A 23858-nucleotide genomic window follows, 5' to 3' on the forward strand; every position below is an offset into this window, starting at 1 on the left:
GTTGCTAATTATATTTAGTGCCTCGGGCGATCCATTTGTCCATATCCTTACCCGCGTCTTCTCGTGGATAGCCGGGGTGAATTACTTGTGCAGTACAGCGTTCAGCAGCCTGCACCAAGTCGCTGTAGGGACCGGCATTTGGGTTTTTAATAATAGCCTGCTTCTTATCGTTGTACTCAAACATGGCCGGATTGAGTTGAGTGCACTCGTCGCAGGCGGTGCATTCCTCCGATTCAATCCAGGGAGCGATGTATTGACTTGATGGTGTTGCTTCAGTCTCGGGATTTAGAGCATCAGGATTAAGTGTCGTGGTTGCTGCGGAGTCAAGCAGGAGTCCGTCCCCCCCCATGAGTTTCATCAGTCCGTTGCTCACTTGGGACAAAATTTGCCGGCGTATGGCGTGTTCCAGGTCGGCAGTGCTGGTTTGAGGCTGACCTTCTCCGCTCAGTGATTGTAGTAGTGTCCAAAATCGCTGCCGGTCCTCGCAGGCGGCGATCATGGATTCGTCTACCATCAAGCGCCCTGGTTGAGATTGAGGGGCATTGGGATTCAAAGTCCACACATACGGATAGCGTTGTGATCGTTGCTCCGGTTGCAGTTGCAGATAGTCTGCTACGGGTATCATATCTTCATGCCAGGTGTCCGGCGGTGCTGTTCGAAAGTGTTTACGAAAGCGGGTTTCCGTTAGGGCGTAATCTGCAAAGGTAAAAGGCAGTTCCATGACTTCTTTAATACCGTTGTGATCATAATGCAGTTTGTAAGTGGGCCAGGCATGGTGAATTGCCGGGTTGGAGTTCAGATGCAGGCATTCTTTTATAGTGTCGCCATCGTCGGGATTGTAATGGAACAGTGGGTAGGCCCTGGATTCTACAGCCAACTTAGCCTGATGATGACTCATATCATCACCTATTCCGTGTTCCGGCTGGCAGGAGGTAAAGCAATTAAAAACAGCAGGACGTTTACTTAACAAACCCTCCACAAAGCCTTCTATCATATGGTTGGCATAGGCTATGGTGCTTTGCATCACATAGCTGGTGCGATGGGCGATGGCCAATAGGCCCATTTCTTTGCGGATTTCCTCTTTGCCCTTGTGCGCACTACCAAATGGTGCCATATCGGAGATCTGCCCCGTAAATCCGGAAGTGCAAGCTTGTCCTCCTGTGTTGGAATACACCTGCGTGTCCAGAATCAGGACCTTGATGGGTTTGCCCGCCATTAACATGCGTGACAGGTTTTGAAAACCAATATCGTACATCGCACCATCGCCTCCAATGGCGACGACGGGAGGGCACAAAGCCAGTTCCGTGTCGCTGAACTGATGCCAGTCGAAACTCTGAAAAAATACGTCGTGCTCACGGGGATCGTATTGGTCTGTAAGTTCCAGGTGCACTTTGCGTATGACCTTAAAGCCTTCGGCCATTTTGGCCATATGACCTTCAAATATTCCCATGGCCATAGATGGGCTGTCCTGAAACAAATGATTCGACCAGGGGAACGGATAAGGGTTATAAGGGTAGGTGCTGCCCCATACCGACGAACAACCTGTGGCGTTTATTGCCCCCATGCTGCTGCGGCCGCGTCCGCTGGGGCCCTGCGTATAAAGCCAGCGCAAATGTTTAAGCTGTTCCAACAGTTTCAATACCCGTTCCAACCAATCGTGATCTATAGGTTGTGTGTCCTTTACGCTATCCAGCTTCGTGGCAATCGTACCCAGGGTAAGTTCATTGTCCCCCAGAGAATGCAGAATACGTCTTAAGGTATTCGTGTCTCCCACGTTCATGGTAGCGACCAAGCGGGTTTCTATGTGTTTTTGTAGTTCGTCGATCAATTGCGATAACGCTTCAACATGCCGGGCAACGCGTTGTTGCATCAAAGTTTCTACGGTCGCGGTAAACAATCGAATCACGGTTTTTTCACCGCAACCCATGCAGGCACCATCACCGCTGCTAAATGCCAGATAGGCATTTTTATTCAGCAGGATACTGTGTAGGGCGCCGATGCGCTGTTCCAGATTCTCTACTCGGATATAGTGAGGTGGTGTATTGGGCAGATCCAACCAAAGTGACCAGTGTCTACGCAACCGAGTCAGGCTATCCGGGGATTGCGGGATGCTGATTAAAGCCTCATCGTTACAGACCTCTATGCATTCACGGCAACCTTTGCAGCTGTAAGGATTAATCACCAGACTGAATAAACCACCACTACCATTGGATTTGCGTTCGGGTACGGTGAAGTAAGGGCGGGTTATGGCAAAGGAGAAACTGCCCAGTTCCTGTTTAAACAGGGAAAATTCCCGGCGCAGTTGTGCTTTATCGTTTTCCTCCAGCTGTTGTTGTTCCAGCCCTTCGGTGAGCACTGCCGTCATTAGTGAATTGGTGTTGATTTTATCCTCTGAGTTAATAAACGCTGTTCGTACCTCATGCTCCAAACTGCGCAGGGCCTTGGGTAAAAAGTTAAGTTTGTGTCCGGAACTGCGAATTCGTTGCAATAGCGTGTCAAAAACCTGGTTAATGTCGTTGACTAAACCGGGGATAGCCGTATCGGGGCATACCGTGTAGCAATCACCACAGCCGGTGCAGTTTTCTGCGATCCACTGTGGATGCTCAAATCGAATCGAACTCATATCGCGAAATAGCGCGGAGAGAGCGGGGAGTGTGCCCAATCCTATAAAGGGGTCGGCTAGGTTTTGCCCTGCCAAACCCCGGGCATAAAAATTACCATTTTGCTCCCAAAATCGGTGCAAGCTGGCCACCGGGGCTTGAGATTGTGGAACGAGTTTCACCATGATCGGGATAGCCGGTTCCGAAGGGCAGGCTTGAGATGAAACCGGGTCCTGAATAATTTTATCCGGTATACGTTGGAGTTGATCGAAACCGCGTTTGACCACTCGCACATTGTCTTCCACCACTCGGGCGCCCTTGGTCCCGAACTTGTGCTGCAGTTGTTGTTGAATCGCACTGAGCAGAGTGATTTCGTTGAGTCTATTTTTCTGCATTAGGTCTGTAGCCGCAAAAAAAGCTCCCTGGAATGCGGTACCCTGCATGCGCATTTGTAATTCGGCATCGGTCGCTTCCTCGCGCGCAATTTTGAATGCATCGAGGAAATACACCTGAATGTTTCGCTCACGTATGGCTAAGCGATATTTTTCAGGAAATGCGGCCCAGACGTGTTCCGGTGCTGTCAGTTCGCTTTGTATAATGAATACACCACCGGTTTTTAAGCCCGCCAGAGCATCGGTATGGTGGAATACATTGGGATCGGGCGATATGACCGTGTCCACATACACGTATTCGCAATTCATGCGAATGGGTTCGGGAGCGGCGCTCAGGTAATAGGTGGTTGGTTGGCCTTTCTTTTCCGAACCGTACTTGGGATTAGCCTTGATGTGATAGTTAAGCAGTTCAAACAAAGTCATGGCTAAGTTTTTTCCGGTGGTCATTGCGCCCCATCCGCCGATTGAATGAAATCGTATGGTGATACTGTCTTTCGGCATGAGGTTGGGGTTTTCGCTGCCGTGAACCGCTAACTCGCCGATATGTGGATAGGCTTCGGCCAACGTCTGTTGGAAAACTTCTTGGGTTGGTGTCAGAGCTTGTTCATGAATAAAGTCTATGCCCAGGTAGAATTGCTTTTTATGATGACCGTCATCTAACATGTTTTCCACTGCACCGATGATACCTTCGGCCTGTAAATCACGACTGCCCAGTCCAAAACAGGCGGAATACAACAGCGGGATATCATCCTGGGTGTAAGATTGCAGCTCAGGAAACGGTTTATTATGTTTGTTAGGGCTAAGATGGTTTTCTACGGATTTATTAATAGTGGCGCGTATTTCCCGTAGCAAAGGCGGGTCACCGGCCAAAGGTTGATCCAGGCGCTCCATAACGACTACGCCTTTTTTTCCTTTAAGTATTTTGCTGATGAGGTCTGCGGGGAAAGGGCGGAACATGAGCATATTCACTACCCCGACTTTTAAATTCCTTTGTTTGCGCAAGTAGTCGCTCACCACTTCGGCACTGGGGATAATGCTGCCTTGACCCAGTATGACATACTCTGCATCCTTGCATCGGTAAGACATCACCCGTTCATAGCGACGCTGGGTGAGTTGATAAAACTCTTCGAATACCTGATCCGTAAAAGTGGCAATATGGTCAAAGAAAAAGGGACGTTGTGCGGCGACGGTTTGCATATAGCTGTCTTGATTTTGAACCACGCCGGACATGATTGGATTGTCTATATCCCAAAGCTCAGGGATTCGCCGACGTGTGTCGCCATATAATATGCGTTGTGCCGGCGTCGGTGTTTCTATGATGTCTTCCGGTTTACCTAAAAAGGTTTGGATCAGTTCACGTTCCGGTGCCAACATGGACTCGATAAGATGAGTGGTTAGAAAACCGTCTTGAGCGATGATGCCTGGGTTCAGTGCCAGTTCTGCAATGCGGTGTGCGCAAATATTCAAGTCCGCCACGTGTTGAGCATTTTTAGCGAATAGTTGAAAAAAACCGGTGTCATCCACGCAGTGGTAATCGTCGTGACCTGCATGTACGTTTAAGGAGGCTTTGGTCATGGCGCGGCTGCCCATGTTCAGCACATAGGTCAGACGTTTCCCAACGGCGGCATACAAAGATTCGTGCATATAGGCCACGCCCTGACCGGAGGAAAAATTTGCGGCGCGTAAACCGGTCATGGACAAACCTGCGGTGACAGCGGCTGCAGCGTGTTCGCCCTCGGGTTCGATAAAAATGAGAGGCCGTCCTGAAATATTAATATGTCCGTTGGCTGCAGCTTCGGCCCAGTATTCACCCATTTGGGTGGACGGAGTAATGGGATAGGCGCCGGCAGCGTCTGAGGATTCGCGTTCGCAATGAATAGCGGCACTGTTTCCATCCATGGCGGCCCGAGTTCCGGGGTAAAGTGGTAAAGGCATTTTCTTAATCTTGGATGGGGTGGTTTTTGCCTGATCATTCATTGCGAGTCTCACTTCCTTAACTGTTTAAAGGTTGCAAGGAGCTGTTGCGCAGCACTTTTACCGACTGCTTGCCGTATTCACACCTGCCGTCTGCCCCTATCCACAGAATGGCACCCGTGGGACAACGTTGTATGGGAGCCTGGTTGCGGTGATTCTTGGTGTAATCTATTACCGGTAGATTGTTTTGTATAGTAATGAGATCAGGTGCATCCTTCTCACAACGACCGCACGCGGTGCAGGCAACTTCACAATAACTGAGTAACTCATCACCAAAAACCGGGTTATTGCAGGCTACCCATAGACGGTGCTCCACAGGATGGATGGTAAATAAATCTTTAGGACAAATATCGACACAGTCGCCACAACCGGTACACAGGTCTTCCCGTACCAGGGGTAGGGAGTGCGGGCTCATGTGAATGGCGTCAAAATCGCAAACTCGTTCGCAATCGCCAAGGCCCAGACAGCCCCATTGACACACTTTGGCTCCCCCATTCACTTGAGCGGCAGCCTCACAGGTGGCAAGACCGGAGTAGTGGGCATGAAAGCGGGCTACATTGTTGCCGCCGGCACAAGCCAAGCGTGCAGTGAGTTGATTGACTGTACCGATGCCGACTTGCAGAATGTCGGCAACTTGCCGGCGTTGTTCCTCATCGGATACGCTGCATTGCCCGGGGTTCGTTTTATGTTGCAGCAGTGCTTCGGCAAATTGGCGGCAACCGGCAAAACCACAAGCGCCACAATTGGAGTTGGGCAAGGTTTGCTCCACCAGATCCAGGCGTGGGTCTTCTTGTACCGCAAAGCGCCGGGCGAAAAAGATCAGTAACAGAGCAATAACCGCGGAAATTGCCGTAAAGGTAACAATTGCCGTAAAGGTGGCGGTGAGCGTATTCGCAGTCATTCTGTGCGGCTATTGCCTTTTTGCATTTATTAACTATACACCACCTGAGCCGTATCGATGTTTGATCGAAATCAGTTTTCAAGTGCCCTGAACCCGGTGGTGATTCACTTTAAATGTGTAAAAGTCAAATAAAACATAAACATACAGATAGTTGCTGCTGTGGTGTTGTCAGGGGACGGGGCGTGTCGCTAATGAAAAAATCCCCTGAAACAGGTAGACTGCGATCCCATTGTGAATTGTTGTAAAGTGAAGGAGTGCAGGCAGACTATGGATTCATTGGAAACCATCCAAAAACTACAAAATGTCCAAAATAATATAAAAATCTTTACGGCAGTCCCTATGGGAGTGTTGATGATTTTGTATTTTTTCACTTACGCGACCTTAATAGATCATGGTTTGACCGGATTTCTTTTTTTTGAAATCGTCACCAGCATTTTGTTTCTGATGGCACTGATTTTTCTTAATCCTTTGAGCTTTGCGTTGGTAAAATTAATGTATGGGCGGCGCCAACCGTACCAGTCCATATTACAGCAACTGAGCCCGTCCAGTATTGTGAAGCCGGCGGATCAACTGTTGCAGGATTTGCAACTAAACGATCAAAATAGCAATAGCAACTAATGTCTACGTCGACTTTGGAGTCTGAAAGCAAGGCGGCGCGTATCGAGCTGCTCCCCAATCAATTGGCCAACCAGATCGCCGCCGGTGAGGTGGTGGAGCGACCGGCTTCTGTGGTGAAGGAGTTAATTGAAAACAGCCTGGATGCCGGTGCCGATACTCTGGAGATTCAGTTGGAGCAGGGTGGTATGCGGCTGCTGCGAATACGCGACAACGGTGTAGGGATTCATGCTGCAGATCTGGAATTGGCTTTAAGCCGTCATGCAACCAGTAAAATCCGCAGCTTTGAAGATTTGGAAGGTGTGAATTCCCTGGGTTTTCGCGGAGAGGCCTTACCCAGTATTGCATCCGTGTCGCGTTTGGAAATCAGTTCTCGGACTCATGCCGATACCCATGCGGCCAAATTACAGGTGCACGGCGGAGATATCGCGGCACCGTTGGAACCGGCGGCTCACCCGGTTGGTACAACCATTACCGTACGGGATCTTTTCTATAACACGCCCGCCAGAAAAAAATTCCTAAAAACGGAAAAAACCGAATTTAACCATATTGACACTGTGATTAAGCGGGTGGCCTTGAGCCGCTTTGATGTCAATTTCAATGTTATCCACAATCAAAAACAAGTACACCGCATTCGGGCTTGCCACAATGATTTAACCCGGCGTCAACGCATTGCTGATATTTGCGGTTCGGCCTTTGTGGAACAGAGTATCACAGTGGATTTCAGCGGTGCCGGCTTGCGCTTATGGGGTTGGGTCGGCTTGCCGACGTTTTCCCGCAGTCAGGCGGATATGCAGTACTTTTATGTCAACTCCCGCATGATTCGTGACAAGCTGGTGAGTCACGGTGTGCGACAGGCTTATAAAGACGTGATGTATCATGGTCGTCATCCGGCTTTTGTTTTGTATTTGGAAATGGATCCCAAGCTGGTGGATGTCAACGTGCATCCAACCAAGCATGAAGTACGCTTTCGTGAAAGCCGTCTGGTACACGATTTCATTTTTCGGGCTTTACATCAAGCCTTAGCGGAGGTGCGCCCGGGCGATGTGCAAGCGTCGGAAGCGAATACCACTGCCGGGGTGTGGGCCTATGGGGAAACAATCCCGGAGTTGAGTCAGCTCCCACCCCAATCGCAGTTCAGATCGCAACCAGGCGGGCAACCATCCCGCGGACAATCGTCTTTTGGATCTGCGGGACAACAGAGTATGGCACTGAGCGTGCAAGAACAGTTGGATGCGTATGCAGGTTTGAACCGCGCGGTACAGGCTTCCCTGAATGATGAGGTGACGTTGCAGGACCAAGAGGTGGAATCCTCCGGCCATTATTTAGGCTACGCCATTGCGCAACTGCATGGGGTGTATATTCTGGCAGAAAACCAAAGCGGTTTGGTGTTGGTGGACATGCATGCGGCCCATGAACGGATTGTCTACGAGCGACTCAAGCAAGGATTGGAAAACGATGCGGATGGCATTCGTTCTCAGCCTATGTTGGTGCCGCTCACCGTAAACTTGAGTAAAGGCGAAGTCAGTTTGGTGCAGGAAAACGTTGCCGTATTTACCGATCTGGGATTTCTGGTGGAGCCCATGGGACAGGAGACGGTCGTTATTCGGCAAATACCCAGTGTGATGCGCGATTCGGATGTGACCGGCTTGGTTCGGGATGTGGTTTCCGATTTCGCTCGTTATGGCAGCAGTGACCGCATCCGTGAGCATCTAAATAGCATATTGGCCACCATTGCCTGTCATGGCTCGGTGCGTGCTAATCGCAAACTGTCTTTGCAGGAGATGAATGCCTTGTTGCGGGACATGGAGCGCACCGAACGCAGTGGACAATGTAACCACGGTCGCCCGACTTGGATTCAACTGAAGCTGGGTGAACTGGATAAATTGTTTTTACGCGGTCAATAACGCTTATCATTCCATTGTTTTCAAGCCGGTTTCAATTTCAATATTTTGCTATTTTACGGTCTTTCCACCAGAGGCGTTTACCTATAGCCGTAATCGAAAAACACAATAAAGAAGTGTCAATGGATAAGATCGAGTCAAACGTAGGCTTTTAATGTCAGGAACCGATACTTTCACTTGGTCCTCGCTGGGTGCTATTGCCTTGGAGCATAAACGGGCCTTGATCGTTGCTCATTGGGTGGCATTAATGGCCGTTGTTTTAGGCGTACCCATTCCATTATTGATGCCACTTTTGGTGGATGAGGTTCTGTTGCAGGAACCTGGGGCTTTGCTGGCCATGTTGGGGCCATTGTTTCCATCTGCATGGCACGGTCCTACCTTGTTTATACTGGCGACTCTGGCGTTGACTTTGTTTTTGCGTGTGGGAATGTTGATCTGTATCGTGTGGCAGCTGAAGCAGTTCGCCTTGATTGCAAAGGATATCACCTACCGGATTCGGCGTTTGTTACTGGAAAAACTGCAATTCATTTCCATGGCTCGTTACGAAACCCTGGGTAGTGGTGCCGTTACCTCGCATTTTGTTACCGATATTAATGCTATTGATCAATTTGTGGGAGAGAGTATCAGCAAGACTCTGGTTGCCGTATTAAGTTTGCTGGGAATCAGCGTGGTGTTGTTATGGATGCACTGGCAACTGGCATTGTTTATTCTGTTTATGAATCCTCTGGTGATTTATTTCACGGTGACACTGGGGAAAAAAGTCAAACACCTGAAAAAAAATGAAAACATCGCCGTTGAGCTGTTTCAGCATGCATTAGCGGAAACGCTGGATGCCATTCAGGAGATTCGGGCTAACAATCGGGAACAAAGTTATATCGGCGAGGTTATCCGTCGAGCCGCACAAATTAAAACCCACTCCGCTGCATATTCCTGGCGCAGCGACGCGGCGAACCGTTTTTCTTTTGGTGTGTTTTTATTTGGTTTTGATATTTTTCGCGCCATCACCATGCTGATGGTTGTATTCTCCGATTTAAGTATTGGAGAAATGATGGCAGTATTCGGGTATTTGTGGTTCATGATGAGTCCTGTACAGGATATTTTGAACGTGCAATATGCCTTTTATGCGGCTAAAGCGGCGTTGACTCGTATCAATCAACTGGCTGCTCTTAAGCAGGAACCCCGTTACCCTCATGTGCACAATCCCTTTCGAAATAAAACCACGGTATCGGTACAGGTGGAGAATTTGTCTTTCGCCTATACCTCTCACGGCGATGAGGTAAACCTGGGGCCTGAGGCAGGTCCCGAATGGGTGCTTAAAGATGTGAATCTGAATATTGCAGCCGGTGAAAAAGTAGCCTTAGTAGGAGCCAGTGGCGGTGGTAAATCCACTTTAGTTCAGGTGATGTTGGGTTTGTATCCGCATCAAAGCGGTTGTTTGAGTTTTGACCGGATTCCTGTGACCCAAATTGGTTTGGACGTCGTGCGGGAACACGTTGCCACTGTATTGCAACATCCGGCCATGTTTAACGATACAGTACGCATGAATCTGAGCATGGGACGCAGCTACACGGAGACTCAATTGAACCGAGCACTGGAAGTGGCTCAATTACATGATACTATTGCCGCCTTGCCTGCCGGTTTGGATACGCTGATCGGACGTCAAGGTGTACGCTTGTCAGGCGGTCAAAGGCAACGTTTGGCGATTGCCCGAATGGTATTATCCCAGCCTAAAGTTGTCATACTGGATGAAGCGACTTCCGCGTTGGATGCGGAGACCGAAGCCCGTTTGCATGAAGCCTTGGCTGGGTTTTTGCAGCAGCGCACCACATTGATTATCGCCCATCGATTGAGTGCGGTTAAGCAAGCGGATCGGGTTTACGTGTTCGAGGATGGACACATCATAGAAGAAGGTGTGCATGAACACTTGATTAAAAGCAATGGCTTGTATCAGCGATTATATGCCAAACAGCTATAATAGTTGGTAATTTACAAAGTGGTTGGTAAAAGTAAAAGCGGAAACAATAATGCAAAATAGCGAACAAGAACCCCTGATAAATTTCAAGCTAAACCATGTTGAAGTAGATCTTTTAGGTACTGCCCATATTTCCAAAGCCAGCGCTGATAAGGTCAAGGAAATGCTGCAAACGGGCCAATACGATTGCGTTGCAGTGGAATTGTGCCCCAGTCGTCACAATTCCATCGTTAATCCAGATGCGTTAGCCAAGATGGACTTGTTTCAGGTCATCAAAGAAGGTAAAGCGTTGATGGTGACTGCCAATCTGGCTTTGGGTGCGTTTCAACAACGCATGGCGGATGAATTCGGTATAAAACCGGGTGCGGAAATGCGTATGGCAATTGATATTGCCGCTGAACTGAAAATACCCGTTTTGCTCATCGATCGAGAAATTACCACCACGTTAAAAAGAGTGTACGGTAATGTGCCATGGTGGCAGAAAATGAATCTTGCCAGTGGATTATTGGGCAGCGTCGTGTCACGTCAAAAAGTGACCGAAGAGGAAATCGAGCGTTTGAAAGAAGGCGATATACTGGAATCCACATTTGCCCAGTTTGCAGAAGAAGCTGAAAATATCTATCTGCCCTTGGTGGATGAACGGGATCAGTACATGGCCGCACGCATCCAGCAGGAAGACCTCACCGGCGAGTACGGGCGTATGTTAGCGGTTGTGGGTGCCGGGCATATGAAAGGTATTGGTAACTATATTGAAAAATGGCGCCAGGATGAGGAGGGGCCGGAGCAAAAAATAGCGCGATTGGACCAGTTGCCCAAACCCAAGCGTTGGCCACGATTTATTCCCTGGGCAATTGTTGCCTTAATTATAGCCGGGTTTGCGGTGGGTTTTAGCCGAAACGCCGATTTAGGCTTGCAGCTGGTATGGTATTGGATAGTGATCAACGGTGCTTTGTGTTCTCTCGGAGCGTTAATTGCGCTGGCCCATCCCTTAACGATAATTGGCGCTTTTGTGGCTGCGCCGATCACTTCCTTGAACCCAACAATCGGCGCCGGAATGGTAACCGCTGCCATGGAAACTTGGTTACGAAAACCAAAAGTTCAGGATTTCAGTCACTTACGCCAAGATACAACTCACTTCCGGGGTTGGTGGAAAAATCGAGTGACGCGGGTACTATTGGTATTTATTCTATGTACTTTGGGTTCGGCTGCGGGTACCTATATTGCCGGATTTAAAATTTTTGAAAGTATTGCAACAACTTAGCTAAGATAGGGCATAATACTGCCGATTTTTTCTACTTTACCTGCCGGAATTATTCATTTTATAATCAACCTTTCGTGTTTTTGGGAAGCATATCCCAAATTAGGGTATAAATGGCAGGTTCTTCAGACTCACAACAGGCGCTTTTCGCTGCAATTTTCAAGCTGATGCGTCCTTTAGTGCGTATTCTACTGCGTAATGGCGTGCCATACGGCGCTTTTACGGATATTGCCAAACGGGCTTATGTGGATGTGGCCTTGAATGAATTTGGTGTGTCCGGAAAGAAACAAACCAAGTCTCGCATATCCACTATCACCGGTTTGTCGCGCAAGGAAATTCAACGAGTATTGCAAATTGAAGATACTGACAATAGAGATATGGTGGTGCGATACAACCGGGCGGCCCGTGTTGTTTATGGCTGGGTTCATGACGCTACCTATCATACCGAAACAGGTGAATTGGCGGAGCTTGCCTTTGAATCTAAAAGTGAAAACGAAACCGGCGGCGGCGTCAGTTTTAGTTCCCTGGTAAAGCACTATAGTGGCGATGTGCCTCCCCGGGCTATTTTAGATGAGTTACTGCAAGTAGGGGTGGCAGAACGAGTGGATGGAATGATTCGTTTGCTGGCTCCAGCATATATTCCCAAAACCGGTGCTGCGGAAAAACTGGCCTTATTGGGCCAGGATGTCTCCGGACTAATCGATACCATGGATAGAAATATTCATGGTGTGGACCAACCCAGGTTTCAACGCAAAGTATTTTATGACAATTTGTCCGATGAGGCCGCCGAACAAACGCACAAGATGTTGTCGCAAAAAGGCCAGGCTTTACTCCAGGAGTTCGATCAGTGGATGGCTTCCAAAGACCGGGATGTCAATCCAGATGCCGGTGGTGAAGGACGTCGCGCCATCGGTGTGGGCTTGTATTTTTTTGAAGAAGACGTAGACGATTCATCGGAGTCCCCATGATTCTCCATCAGGTAAGTAATAGACTAAATAGATTCCCTCCTCTGTGGATCGCCCTTGTTGTCGGTACACTGTTGTCCTGCAGCGGTGGTGAAACCGGTACGGGTTTGAGAAGCAAAGTATTTGCTGTGGGTGCTATAACCGGCTTTGGCAGTGTCCACTTAAATGGTGTTCGCTATGAAACCGCAGATACCACAGTGAGTGTGGATGGCGGTGCTGGGGCAGAAAGCGAGCTGGCCGTGGGTATGGTTGTGACGGTGAGTGGTTCCAAGCATAACTTTACCAATGGCAGCGCCACCCATGTGGCTTATGAAAGCGAAATTAAGGGTAAGGTGCAAAGTAATAACGGCACCCAACTGCAAGTGATGGGGCAGACGGTTGTGTATGGTACTCATACCCAATTTTACAATCCCACTGGTGTTTCCGATTGGGTCGATCCCGCTCAAATCGCCGCTGATGCGCTGATTGAGGTGAGCGGTTATCGCACAGTGGGGGAGACAATTCAGGCTACTTATATCAAAGTGGAAAGTGCACAATGGACGGGGCAGAATATGTCCTTGCGCGGTATGGTGTCCTCTGTGGCTGAGTCCGGATTTCAAATTGCCGATCTAAGCGTCGTCTATGCCAACGCCAATGTTTTGTTGCAACAGGGGCAGTGGGTTAAGGTGCAAAGCACTCAAGATATTACAATGGGGGCAAACACTATTCTGCAATGGCCGGCGGATTCCGTGGACGTCATAGCATTGTCCACAATTGAGGCGGGATCGGAATTTGAATTTGAAGGCTATGTCTCTTCCCATGATGAGATAAACCGGACATTCGTATTGGCCGGCCAAGTGATCCACTATGACGAACAAACCCAGTTTGATTCGGCTGCCGTCGGTTCTTTGCTCAATGTGAAACTGGAAGCCGAAGGTTATGTAAGGAATGACGGTAGTTTGTACGCCGAGGAAGTGGAACGGCGTGTTCGTCCTTCTGTGGAACTCAATGCCATTGTCCAGTCGGTTGACAGTGCCTCGAACAGTTTTTCTTTATTGGGACAAACGTTAAACGTGAGCTTCCTCACCGTGTTCAAGGACGACAGTGAAGCTTCCGTGCGCAGGTTTAACCTGGGCAATCTGCAGCAGGGCAACCGTGTTACCCTCAAGGCCTACATCGATGCAAACGGTCAATTGGGCGTGCTCGAATTAAAACGACTTGAAGTGGTTGCCGCCGATAATAATGTGTGGCTCAAAGGGGAGTTGTTGTCATTTGACGCCGGTACCGGTAAAGGCATCGTTGCCGGTGTGGTTGTGGTGGATGACGATGCGGACCCGGATGCCGGGTTTGCGGGTAATGTGGGCAGAACCATTACCATTGAGTCGGCAGTGTATGACAGCATTACAAACGAACTTACGGCCACTAAATTTTCAATATAAAGAGTCGTGTTTCACAAACACGACTCCCGCTCAAGCTATCACATTCCTTTCCATTCGCGGATAAAACAACTATCATTTTCCCATCGTTAAAAAAACCGGTCAAAATCCGTCTCCATGGCGCACCATTTTAAATACACCAGTACTCCCAGCGCCAGTCGCAACAATTTTTCCAATATTCAATCCTTGTTACCCTATGTCTGGGAATTTCGCGGTCGCGTATTGTTGGCCATGAGTTGCTTGGTTTTATCTAAATTGTCCATTGTGGGCGTACCCATTGCCCTGAAACAAATTGTGGATACGCTCAATATCAATGTCAGCGGTGATACCCAGGTGCAGATCGTGTTACCGGTGGCTTTACTGCTGGCTTACGGCGCGATGCGTTTAGCCAGTTCGCTGTTTAATGAATTGAGAGACGTATTGTTCACCAAGGTTCGGTATAGAGCAATGCGACGCCTGACTATACGTACGTTGGAACATTTACACGAACTTTCCTTGCGTTATCACCTGGACCGTAAAACCGGAGCCATCAGCCGGGATTTGCAGCGCGGCGCTGTCAGTTTAAGCTCGCTGTTGAACTATCTTACCTTCAGTATTATTCCTGTTCTTGTGGAATTTGGCCTGGTAGCGGCCTACCTGATTACACAATACGACATCGTATTTACACTGGTCATATTTGTGAGCGTTACGATATACATTCTTTTTACCTTTAAAGTAACCAATTGGCGGGTGGAATACCGCCACGAAATGAACCGCTTGGAGTCCAAAGCCAACAACGAAGCCATAGACAGTTTGATTAACTACGAAACCGTGAAATATTTCAACAATGAAGCAATGGAGTTTCAGCGTTGCAATGACACCTTGGGCTTGTGGGAAGTCAATGCGGTAAAAAACCAGATGGGAATGTCCGCGCTGAATTTCGGGCAAGGGGCCATTATTGCCGTTGGTGTTACGCTCATCATGTTCTTTGCCGCTGGTGAAGTGGTGGATGGGGATATGAGCATTGGTGATTTTGTGTTGGTGAATGCTTTTTTGTTGCAATTGTTCATTCCATTGGGTTTCTTGGGCATTATATACCGTTCCATACGCTATGCCTTGGCGGACATGGATCAACTGGTCAAGTTGCTGGATGAAAACCCCGAAATTGTCGACAAGGAAAATGCGGCTGAACTTCAGGTTAGCGGTGGTGAGGTTCAATTTGATCGTGTAGGGTTTTCTTATCAAACGGAACGGCAAATTCTTCATGACGTCAGCTTTACCATTAATCCCGGTCAGAAACTGGCGGTGGTGGGTTCCAGTGGGGCGGGTAAGTCCACACTGGCGCGGTTGTTGTTTCGTTTCTACGATGTTAACTCAGGATGTATCCGCATTGATGGACAGGATTTGCGCGAAGTTACCCAGCACAGTGTGCGTAGGGCCATTGGTATCGTGCCACAGGATACGGTGTTGTTTAATGAAAGTATCTACTACAATCTGGCCTATGCTAACCCCGATGCGGGCAAAGAAGAGATTATACAAGCCGCCAAAAAGGCGCATATACACGAGTTTATTTCCAGCCTACCGCAGGGCTATGATACGGTGGTGGGGGAGCGAGGCCTGAAACTGTCCGGTGGGGAAAAGCAACGTGTGGCGATTGCTCGTATCATATTAAAGGCACCCAAGATCCTGGTGTTTGATGAAGCCACTTCGGCATTGGATAGCAAAAGTGAGCAGGCAATATTGGAAGACTTACGCCAAACTGCCACAAACCATACGACATTAGTCATTGCCCATCGATTATCCACTATTGTTGATGCGGATTATATTATGGTGTTGGAGCAGGGTAGAATAGCGGAAAGTGGTACTCATGAAGATCTGCTGCAAAACGATGGCGTTTATGCGCAGTTGTGGCGCTTGCAACAGAAAGAAAAAACCGTTTCATGAAATGTTGTCATTCGCTATAACTACCGATCCGCCTATGCTACAGTTGAATTGCGCCCAAGCGGTTGGCGGGTTTGAGTAGTCTCCACGATTTGGAGATTACCGGCAGATTACGCTTCCATAGAGAAAAAGGAGATACATCATGGCTGTATACAAATGCGAAAAATGCGGAATGAGTATTGGTACCATGACTTGTGGTGAATGTGATGCAGAATTAAAACACAGCACCTTAACCCTGGATGACGGTAATACGGTGGCCATTTCTGAATGTCCCAACGGTCACGGAAAAGTGAAATCTCCCATGTGTTGTGGTGAGGACATGAGCTGTCCGGTATAGGGATTGGCTCAATTACCCATTCATGACTGCCGGGTTACATCGACGTATAGCTTGATTTTTTGACCCGGTTGCAGATATTTCAGCGATTGCAGGACCTTATTCCATTTGTGAATTTGAGCCACTGTCACCCGGAATTTCTGCGCGATACGGGCGATGGAGTCTCCGCGTCGAACAATGTAACGTATCCAGCGCTTGGTCTTGGAGTGAGGTGGGGTAATCATACGGCTGGTATCTATATCAACCGCGGTTATCTTTTTGGATTGGCGTTTGCTCCAGATGACCAGTTTCTGTCCTATAGAGAGTTTGTCTCTTGGTGCCATGCCGTTCCACTTGGCCAATTGGCGCATACCCACTTTGTATTTGCGTGAAAGCGTCCAGAAGGAATCGCCTTCGGCTACAATATGAGTTTGTTTGTATCGACCTTTTCGTTGTGTATTTTGAATGCGGCGTTTGCGTTTGTCGGCAGTATGGGTATAGGCTGAAGGTTCTTTCATCGCCACCGGTATGATCAGTCGTTGTCCCTGGCGAATGGTGTTGCCGCGCATTTTATTGACTTTTTTCAGAACTTTGACCGTTGTGTTATAGCGTGAAGCAATTTGACCGATACTCTCGCCTTTGCCGATTTTATGACGTATCCAGCGAATGCGATTTTCCGGGGGCAACTGTGCCAGTTGCGACTTAAATTGGTCCACTTTGTCCAGAGGGATAAGCAAAGAGTTTTCCTGATTAGGATCTGTCGCCCAGCGGTTGAAAGCCGGGTTTAAGGTATACATCTCTTCCACACTAAGTTCGGCCATTTCCGCGGCCAGGGCCAGGTCCAGTTGCCCATCCAGTTGAACCCGGTCAAAGTAAGGTTCATCGGCGATGGAGAGCAAGGTGATACCGTATCGTTCCGGATCGGCAACAATAGCGGATATTGCCAACAGTCGGGGTACATAACCTCGGGTTTCCACAGGTAGATTGCGGCGTAGGGACCAGAAGTCTATGTCACGGCCTTTGCGTTTGTTTTTTCGTATGGCTTTACTAACTGTGCCGGAGCCGGAGTTGTAGGATGCCAAAGCCAGCTCCCAGTCATTGAACTTTTGATATAAAGCGTTGAGATAATTTAATGCGGCATGCGTGGAAGCCCAAATGTCGCGTCTGCCGTCATACCACCAATTTTGTTTTAAGCCATAGAGTCGTCCGGTGCCGGGAATAAACTGCCAGATACCGGCGGCCCGTCCATGGGAATACGCAAAGGTCTGAAATGCACTCTCGACAACCGGTAACAGAGCAATTTCCAGTGGCATACCGCGCTTTTCAGTTTCAGAAACAATAAAGTGCAAAAACGGCGTGGCACGTTCCACCACGCGATCCAGGTATTCTTGATTGGAGGCGTACCATTGCAAATCATTTTCCACTCCCGGATGAGTGTGATCCAGGGTGAAACCACGGCGAATGCGGTCCCATAAATCGGTCTGTCCCAGGTTCTCCGTTTCCCGGTCTTCAAGTTCCTGTTCGCCCGCTGCCGTTTCGGCTGGGTTATCAATATCAAGCGGCGCTATACCGTTTGATTCGGTCTCCGTATTTTGTCGTTCCGCTTCCCCGCCGACGAGATCAATTTGGTCTTCGCTGCTGCCTTGCGTGTGGCCGTCTTCGGTATCTACGTTATCTTCCGCAACTGTATCCGTTGAACCGGCTGTAGAATCCAATGCAGTCAGTTCACCGCGCTCATTTACTGATGTGGCGGTATCCGGGCCTGATTGGATGTTTTGCTGCGTGAGGCTACAGGCGTTTAATACTACGCCCAAGAAAATTAAAGAAATGCAATGTCTCATTTTGCAATCACTGTGTGTTATCCCTGATGTGGGCTATTGTACCTATATTAGGATTCTGGATCTGTGCGATTATTGATCAAAAAGTTACTATTTTGTAGCAAGTGAGGTGCCAGGCTCGGTCCTGCCTCGTGTTCTGATTGACAAAATTATCCATATCCTCTAGCTTAGCCCCTGATCTACATAGCGTTACATCGGGATATCCCTGTAAATCTTTTGTTATCTATTTTGTTTATATTTTTATATTGCACTTGGAAACGTGCCGCCCCGAATACACGCATGCGCCACAGCATAGGGTTTTTGGGGAGAACCAGTTGCCGATTAATCAAGGGGGGGTGTTTTGAATACCAATCTGGAGAAGATTCAAAACGCGCTAATGTCGTTGTTACAAAACCAGTCTATCGACGCGTATACGGTTTTTCTGGATAAAGCCAGTGGTCGGTATATTCAATTTGCCGGTACACAAAATCAAAAACTCACATTGGATCTTCCGGTTCAAAGTTTATCCGAACATGAATTTGAAACGGCTCAAGCCGTATTCAGGGAATACGGCAGTGATTTGGAGGTCATGCCACTGGTGAATCGGCCGGGCGGGGAAATCGTGGATGCTCATTTTGGATTCCACCTGCAGTTCGGCCAAGAGTGCGCAGCTGCAGCTCGTGTGGCTTACTACATCATGTTGACCGTGTTTGATCTCAAACAAGACTTTGAGTTGGCAATTGAGCAGAATTTTTAGTTTTTACTAAAAATCCTTAAGATACGCATATCCTTGCGTTTGGAGTTGAACGAGTTCTGCATCTGCCATGGGCACCAGAATGACGAAATTATGTAAGTCATTCGCGCCAATGCCTTGTTGTTTTGCAGAGGCTTCACAAATGCGAAACTCAATCATTTCGCCCAGGCTTAGACCGCGGGCGCGTTGCATGAGTTGTTCCTGGTTTGGGTATTTTTTCGTGAACAAGGGAATGGCACCTTCATGAATGACCAAAACAATGGATGCATCAAAACTGTTATGGTTGTAGACAGTTTGCAGAAGATTTATCCGGTCGAGCAGATGCGCCAGTTGTTTGGGGTCGGCAGTGCTGACATCGTACGTCACTTTTGCCGGTTTGTAGGTTTTATTGGTTGAATCGGATTGAGCCCAAAGACTCGTGGACCAGTGCAAGCACAGTAGCAATACAATTAAGTGAAAATAGCCGGGTTTTATCATCGTTAACCTCCCGAAAAAGGCCGGACAGCCGCGCTAAACAGGGTTTGCTAGTAGGTTTTTTTGCGCTTGTCAGGTTCCAAAACCCCGGTCCAGCGTGTATTACCTTGGTGTTCCTTTTGGGCGTGTAGTTCCGCATTGCGTTCCGCCTCTTCGCGTTTAGCGTAGCACTTGCCCACCCAGCCTTCCAGGTTGTGCAGGCTATGGGAACAAAAAACCACATAGGGTTTGTCTAGAGGACAGGCTGAGGCTTCCGGGTGATTACCCATGGCGTACGTGTGTTGGGTGGAAAGAAGCAACAGCAATACGCCGCATAGGATTTTTAAAGACTTCATATTCTCAATGTAACGCGGTAGCGTCGTGATTGCAACAGGGGCGGATTATAGATGCAGACGTCGCAGCTCCGGGTCGGGGGAAGAATGTTCCCAGGCATTATGAAAAAATCGTAATGCGGTTTTGCAATCTTGGCGATCGTTAAAGTTCACTTGGCCTTCGTATCGGTCGGCAATGGGGCGACGCAATAAGGCCGTTTCATCAGCAATACAGAATGCTTCTATATGTGTATTGAACTGGGGGGCTAACTTTTTGATTAAAATATGGGAACCTAAGCGGCGAGCCAATTCTATGATGCGATGGCCGCGCAGAACCACGCGGCTGGTGTCGCGGATAAGGATGTGGACATAACTGTGAGGAACGCGTATGGCCAGTTGTTTAGCCGCTTCAACAAACTCGCCGTTGTCGTAGACCGGGGTATCAAAGTCATGAGTATAGATGTGTAGAGATTTGTGCGCTTGGCGCGTCATGGACAACACAGCCAGACGGCTTTCTTCTTTGGTGTCCACATGAATCAGATCGTCCGTTTCGCCCAGTATGCATTTCTCAAAATCAGTCATAGCACTGTACTCTGTTGTCTTGTCCTAATGTAATTATCGACTGTCATGGTAAATGTTTTAATTGCCATATTACAATGGGAGGATCATGTGTAGATGGGGGATGTTCGCTTCCATAAACAGCTCGCCCTCAGCTTCAAAGCCGTGTTTTTGGTAAAACCCCAAAGCCGACTGTTGCGCATGCACGAATACCTGCGAGAAGCCCTTCTGTCTCGCAGTTTCAATTAATAAGCTTAGCATGGAATGGCCAATGCCGCGGCCGCGGTACGGTGTCAAGACTGCCATGCGGCCTATTTGGCCGGTATCCAACAAACGGGCCGTGGCAATGGCTGAGCCATTTGAATCGCATACCAGTACATGCTCGGCGGCATCGTCCAAATTGTCCCACTCCAATTCTTCAGGAACCTTTTGTTCGTGCACAAAGACTTGTTTTCGTATTTTTTGCAACTGGGGTGCGGACCGTGCCCAGTGGGTACGCTGAATTTGAAATTCATGTTTCTGTGTCATCATCGTCAAAGTAAACTTTTCCCGAATTATATAAGTGCAGCAATAAACTAAAAGTATTGTCCATATTTAAGTAGGGCTCAAGTTCGTTGTGACGGTAACATCGTTGGTTGCAAATTAATCGAGCCAGTTTCAGTTGTTCCCGGTCTATGGGAATCCCATTTCCGTCAATGACTAACTCGCGGTTTGACGGCAGATCCATGAAGGCAAAGCGGCTGTACTCGCTGCGATACAGCTTACCCGATTGAGCCAGTTCTTGGAGAAAATGTTGCGGGGAGCAGGGTGCCGGTTCCGGTAAGGGATCATTGGCCGGTTCGGTAACCAGTTCGGCAAACCAACGGTCTTTCGGAACCTGTTGGAATTGAGTCTGTAACGTTGCCGAGATTTTTTCCAATGTCTGCGCAGTAATTTCTCCACTGTAGCGCTGCAGTTCCAGATCCGGGTCGGTGTAACGCAGCTCTCCCTGTCGGTTGATATGACGGATAACTTGCTCCAGATAAGCGGACAAGAGATCTGCATAGGTTGGGGCTCGAAATCCAACAGAGATCGTAATGCAGTCTTCCAGGGCTACCCCGTAGTGACTGACTCCGGGTGGGAGATACAAAATGTCACCCGGCTCTACAATCCATTCGTCCTCTGCCTCAAAAGATTTGAGGATGTGTAAGTCAATATTGGCATAGAAATCTTCCGGGGCGTAGACTTTGCTGTTAATTTGCCAACGTCTTTTTCCCATGGCTTGTATCAGAAACACATCGTACTGATCCAGATGGGGGCCGACAGAGCCGTGCTTGGGCGCGAAACTCACCATGACATCATCAACGCGCCAATTGGGTATAAAATTAAACCGGTCCAATAACAGCGCAAGGTCGGTATGATATTTATTGCATTCCTGTACCAATAAAGTCCAATGGCTGTCCGGCAGGGCTAAAAAATCGGCCTCACTGAACGGGCCATAGTCGCATTGCCAATAAGGCGCTTGGGAAAGCTCGCGCACAATCCGCGATTCCACTTCCTCGTCACAAGCCAGCCCAGCCAGTTGTTCCGGCGTCAGTGGGCAGGAATAGTTCTCCAATGCTGCCTTCACAAATAAAGGCCGTTTTTGCCAATATTGCTGCAGAAAAGTTTCTCGGGACAAAGTGCCTAAAGGTGATGGTTTCGTCATAAGAACCAGTATACCACTGCGCACAAGCAGGGTGGTACGATTGGCGTACGCGTTTCGGAAACACGCATACTCCCGGTGCGTTGAAACCACCTGCTACAATTTTCAGTGACAGCACAAAACTTTTTCGACCCCATAAAAAAAGCTGCACCAAGGGGTGTGCAGCTTGAATGGACTACGGGCTTAGCAGATAGCCTGGGGAGAGACTGGAATGAGATGGTGCCGTAATCCCATTGCAATAGAGTATGGTAGATTCGCGCCGGCTTTTCTGTGATGGCTTTCACAGTTCACTGAGGGGCCAATTAAAAAGAGTGTAAAAGAAGTATTAAAAAAAAAGGGGTGCTAAAGGTGCACCCCTTTTAGAAGGGGAGGTGTGACCAATATCGGGGGGGATAGGTTGGTCACGCCAATGATGTTGCATTGAGTGTGCCAAAAGTTATTGTGTCATTGTGGCGCGGTGTCAGAGTGCTTGAGAGGTGTAATGTGGCTGACAATATAGTCGGGATTGACCGGGGGCAGGCAGAGAGGGGTAAGTTTTTGGGTGATACTTTCTTAAGTAACTCCCATCCTGGTTGGGATGGGAGCAGTCATGGTTTTAGCTTTGCCATTTCGCGTCAAAAAACGAACAAAGCTGTCAGTTGCCTGACGGTATTATATCTCTTTTGCCAATTGTTCGGCTAAACCCGTGTATAGATCGGGACTCAATTCGAGTAATTGTCGTTTGGCTACATCGGGAATATCCAATGTTTGAATAAATTCCTGAATGTTTTCTTTACTGACCCTACGTCCCCGAGTCAGGTCTTTGAGTTTCTCGTAAGGTTTTTCTATGCCATAGCGGCGCATGACGGTTTGTATGGGTTCAGCCAATACTTCCCAATTGTTATCCAGGTCTTTTTGCAATGTTTCGGCCGACGCTTCCAGTTTGCTTATGCCTTTCTGAATGGATTGGTAGGCAATCATGGAATGAGCCAAACCCACCCCTAGATTTCGTAAAACCGTTGAATCGGTGAGATCCCGCTGCCAGCGAGAGATAGGTAGTTTTTGACTTAAATGAGTCAGCAGCGCATTGGCCAGACCCAAATTACCTTCGCCGTTTTCAAAATCGATGGGATTAACTTTGTGCGGCATTGTGGAAGAACCCACTTCACCGGCTACCGTCTTTTGCTTAAAGTAGGCGATGGAAATATACGACCAAATATCACGGCAAAAATCGATAAGTATGGTATTGAATCGCGCTGTGGCATCAAACAATTCCGAAATATAGTCGTGCGGTTCAATTTGAGTGGTATAAGGATTCCATACCAGCCCCAAGTCTGTAACAAAATCACAGGCCAATGAGGGCCAGTCCACCAGAGGGTACGCCACTTGGTGCGCGTTGTAATTGCCGACGGCGCCATTGATCTTGCCTAAAATGGGCGTTTCTTCGATTTGTATATATTGGCGCCTTAAACGGTGCACCACATTGGCCATTTCTTTGCCCAGGGTAGTGGGGGATGCGGGTTGTCCGTGAGTGCGCGCCAACATGGGAACCGCGGCAAGATCATGTGCCAAGTTTTCGATGGAATCGATTAAAGCACCCATTGCCGGAAGCAGCACTTCATTGCGGGCACTGTTGAGCATGAGACCGTAGGCCAGGTTGTTAATGTCCTCAGAAGTGCAGGCAAAATGGAGAAATTCGGTGACTCGATTCAACTCTTTATTGGATTTAATGGCTTCCTTGAGGAAATATTCCACCGCTTTGACGTCGTGGTTGGTAAATCGCTCTATCTCTTTGATTTTTTGGGCATCATCCACGCTGAACTGATCCATGATACGAGTCAGGTGTTTGCGTGCCTTGTCGCTGAAGCTGGGGACTTCTTCAATGTCGCTGCAGTCCGCCAACAACAATAACCACCTGATTTCCACTTCAACGCGGTGCTTGATAAGCCCGAATTCACTGAAATATTCGCGTAAGTCTTTGCTTTTACTGGCATATCTTCCGTCTACCGGCGAAATGGCCGTTAAAGATGATAGCTCCATTGTCACTCCGTC

General features: G+C 48.4%; 18 protein-coding genes. 9 read left to right on the forward strand and 9 right to left on the reverse strand.

From position 1 onward, the window contains the following. Nucleotides 1–4: 4 nt before the first annotated feature. Nucleotides 5–4969, reverse strand: coding sequence for a 2-oxoacid:acceptor oxidoreductase family protein (locus OEY58_04900; GenBank protein ID MDH5324782.1), 4965 nt, complete (start codon nt 4967–4969; stop codon nt 5–7). A gap of 16 nt (nt 4970–4985) precedes the next feature. Beyond that, entirely contained in the window at nt 4986–5867 is an 882-nt protein-coding gene (locus tag OEY58_04905; GenBank protein MDH5324783.1) for an RnfABCDGE type electron transport complex subunit B, read from the reverse strand. A gap of 267 nt (nt 5868–6134) precedes the next feature. Between OEY58_04905 and OEY58_04910 the strand changes: the two genes are divergently transcribed. The 8 genes from OEY58_04910 (at nt 6135) to OEY58_04945 (ending at nt 16253) form a co-directional block, all read left to right on the forward strand. After that, nucleotides 6135–6485: a hypothetical protein gene (locus tag OEY58_04910; GenBank protein MDH5324784.1), complete on the forward strand. Its 351-nt coding sequence runs from the start codon at nt 6135–6137 to the stop codon at nt 6483–6485. After that, nucleotides 6485–8389: a DNA mismatch repair endonuclease MutL gene (gene mutL / locus OEY58_04915; GenBank protein ID MDH5324785.1), complete on the forward strand. Its 1905-nt coding sequence runs from the start codon at nt 6485–6487 to the stop codon at nt 8387–8389. The genes OEY58_04910 and mutL overlap by 1 nt, the downstream gene beginning before the upstream one ends. A 151-nt stretch (nt 8390–8540) precedes the next feature. Then, entirely contained in the window at nt 8541–10361 is a 1821-nt protein-coding gene (locus OEY58_04920; GenBank protein MDH5324786.1) for an ABC transporter ATP-binding protein/permease, read from the forward strand. Between the two features lie 49 nt (nt 10362–10410). Beyond that, nucleotides 10411–11619, forward strand: a complete 1209-nt coding sequence (locus tag OEY58_04925) for a TraB/GumN family protein (protein ID MDH5324787.1) — start codon at nt 10411–10413, stop codon at nt 11617–11619. A 110-nt stretch (nt 11620–11729) separates the two neighbouring features. Continuing rightward, nucleotides 11730–12584, forward strand: coding sequence for a DUF6502 family protein (locus OEY58_04930; GenBank protein MDH5324788.1), 855 nt, complete (start codon nt 11730–11732; stop codon nt 12582–12584). Next, on the forward strand, nt 12581–13999 hold the full coding sequence (locus OEY58_04935) for a DUF5666 domain-containing protein (protein MDH5324789.1): 1419 nt from the start codon (nt 12581–12583) through the stop codon (nt 13997–13999). Before OEY58_04930 ends, OEY58_04935 begins: the two co-directional genes overlap by 4 nt. A 114-nt stretch (nt 14000–14113) precedes the next feature. Continuing rightward, complete coding sequence (locus OEY58_04940; GenBank protein MDH5324790.1) at nt 14114–15919, forward strand: ABC transporter ATP-binding protein/permease; 1806 nt, start codon at nt 14114–14116, stop codon at nt 15917–15919. Between the two features lie 139 nt (nt 15920–16058). Then, complete coding sequence (locus tag OEY58_04945; GenBank protein ID MDH5324791.1) at nt 16059–16253, forward strand: hypothetical protein; 195 nt, start codon at nt 16059–16061, stop codon at nt 16251–16253. A gap of 20 nt (nt 16254–16273) precedes the next feature. Here the strand turns inward: OEY58_04945 and OEY58_04950 are convergent, their stop codons facing one another. Further along, nucleotides 16274–18070 (reverse strand): LysM peptidoglycan-binding domain-containing protein, encoded by a 1797-nt coding sequence (locus OEY58_04950; protein ID MDH5324792.1) that lies wholly within the window; start codon nt 18068–18070, stop codon nt 16274–16276. Between the two features lie 337 nt (nt 18071–18407). On the opposite strand from OEY58_04950, the gene OEY58_04955 reads away from it, so the two are divergent. Further along, on the forward strand, nt 18408–18803 hold the full coding sequence (locus OEY58_04955) for a hypothetical protein (protein MDH5324793.1): 396 nt from the start codon (nt 18408–18410) through the stop codon (nt 18801–18803). Between the two features lie 6 nt (nt 18804–18809). On the opposite strand, the gene OEY58_04960 is transcribed toward OEY58_04955, so the two are convergent. The 6 genes from OEY58_04960 to purB all read right to left on the reverse strand — a co-directional run bounded on the left by OEY58_04960 (nt 18810) and on the right by purB (nt 23846). Continuing rightward, nucleotides 18810–19277, reverse strand: a complete 468-nt coding sequence (locus OEY58_04960) for a DsrE family protein (protein ID MDH5324794.1) — start codon at nt 19275–19277, stop codon at nt 18810–18812. A 47-nt stretch (nt 19278–19324) separates the two neighbouring features. Beyond that, complete coding sequence (locus OEY58_04965; protein MDH5324795.1) at nt 19325–19609, reverse strand: hypothetical protein; 285 nt, start codon at nt 19607–19609, stop codon at nt 19325–19327. Between the two features lie 45 nt (nt 19610–19654). Beyond that, entirely contained in the window at nt 19655–20167 is a 513-nt protein-coding gene (locus OEY58_04970) for a hypothetical protein (GenBank protein ID MDH5324796.1), read from the reverse strand. A gap of 69 nt (nt 20168–20236) precedes the next feature. Further along, nucleotides 20237–20674, reverse strand: coding sequence for a GNAT family N-acetyltransferase (locus OEY58_04975; GenBank protein MDH5324797.1), 438 nt, complete (start codon nt 20672–20674; stop codon nt 20237–20239). Further along, nucleotides 20655–21830, reverse strand: coding sequence for a cupin domain-containing protein (locus tag OEY58_04980; protein MDH5324798.1), 1176 nt, complete (start codon nt 21828–21830; stop codon nt 20655–20657). The genes OEY58_04975 and OEY58_04980 overlap by 20 nt, the downstream gene beginning before the upstream one ends. A 648-nt stretch (nt 21831–22478) precedes the next feature. Continuing rightward, nucleotides 22479–23846 carry an adenylosuccinate lyase gene (gene purB, locus OEY58_04985; protein ID MDH5324799.1) on the reverse strand — a complete coding sequence of 456 codons (1368 nt, stop codon included), beginning with the start codon at nt 23844–23846 and terminating at the stop codon, nt 22479–22481. Nucleotides 23847–23858: the final 12 nt, after the last annotated feature.

It is taken from the genome of Gammaproteobacteria bacterium (assembly GCA_029882975.1).
Classification (GTDB): domain Bacteria; phylum Pseudomonadota; class Gammaproteobacteria; order SZUA-152; family SZUA-152; genus JAJDNG01.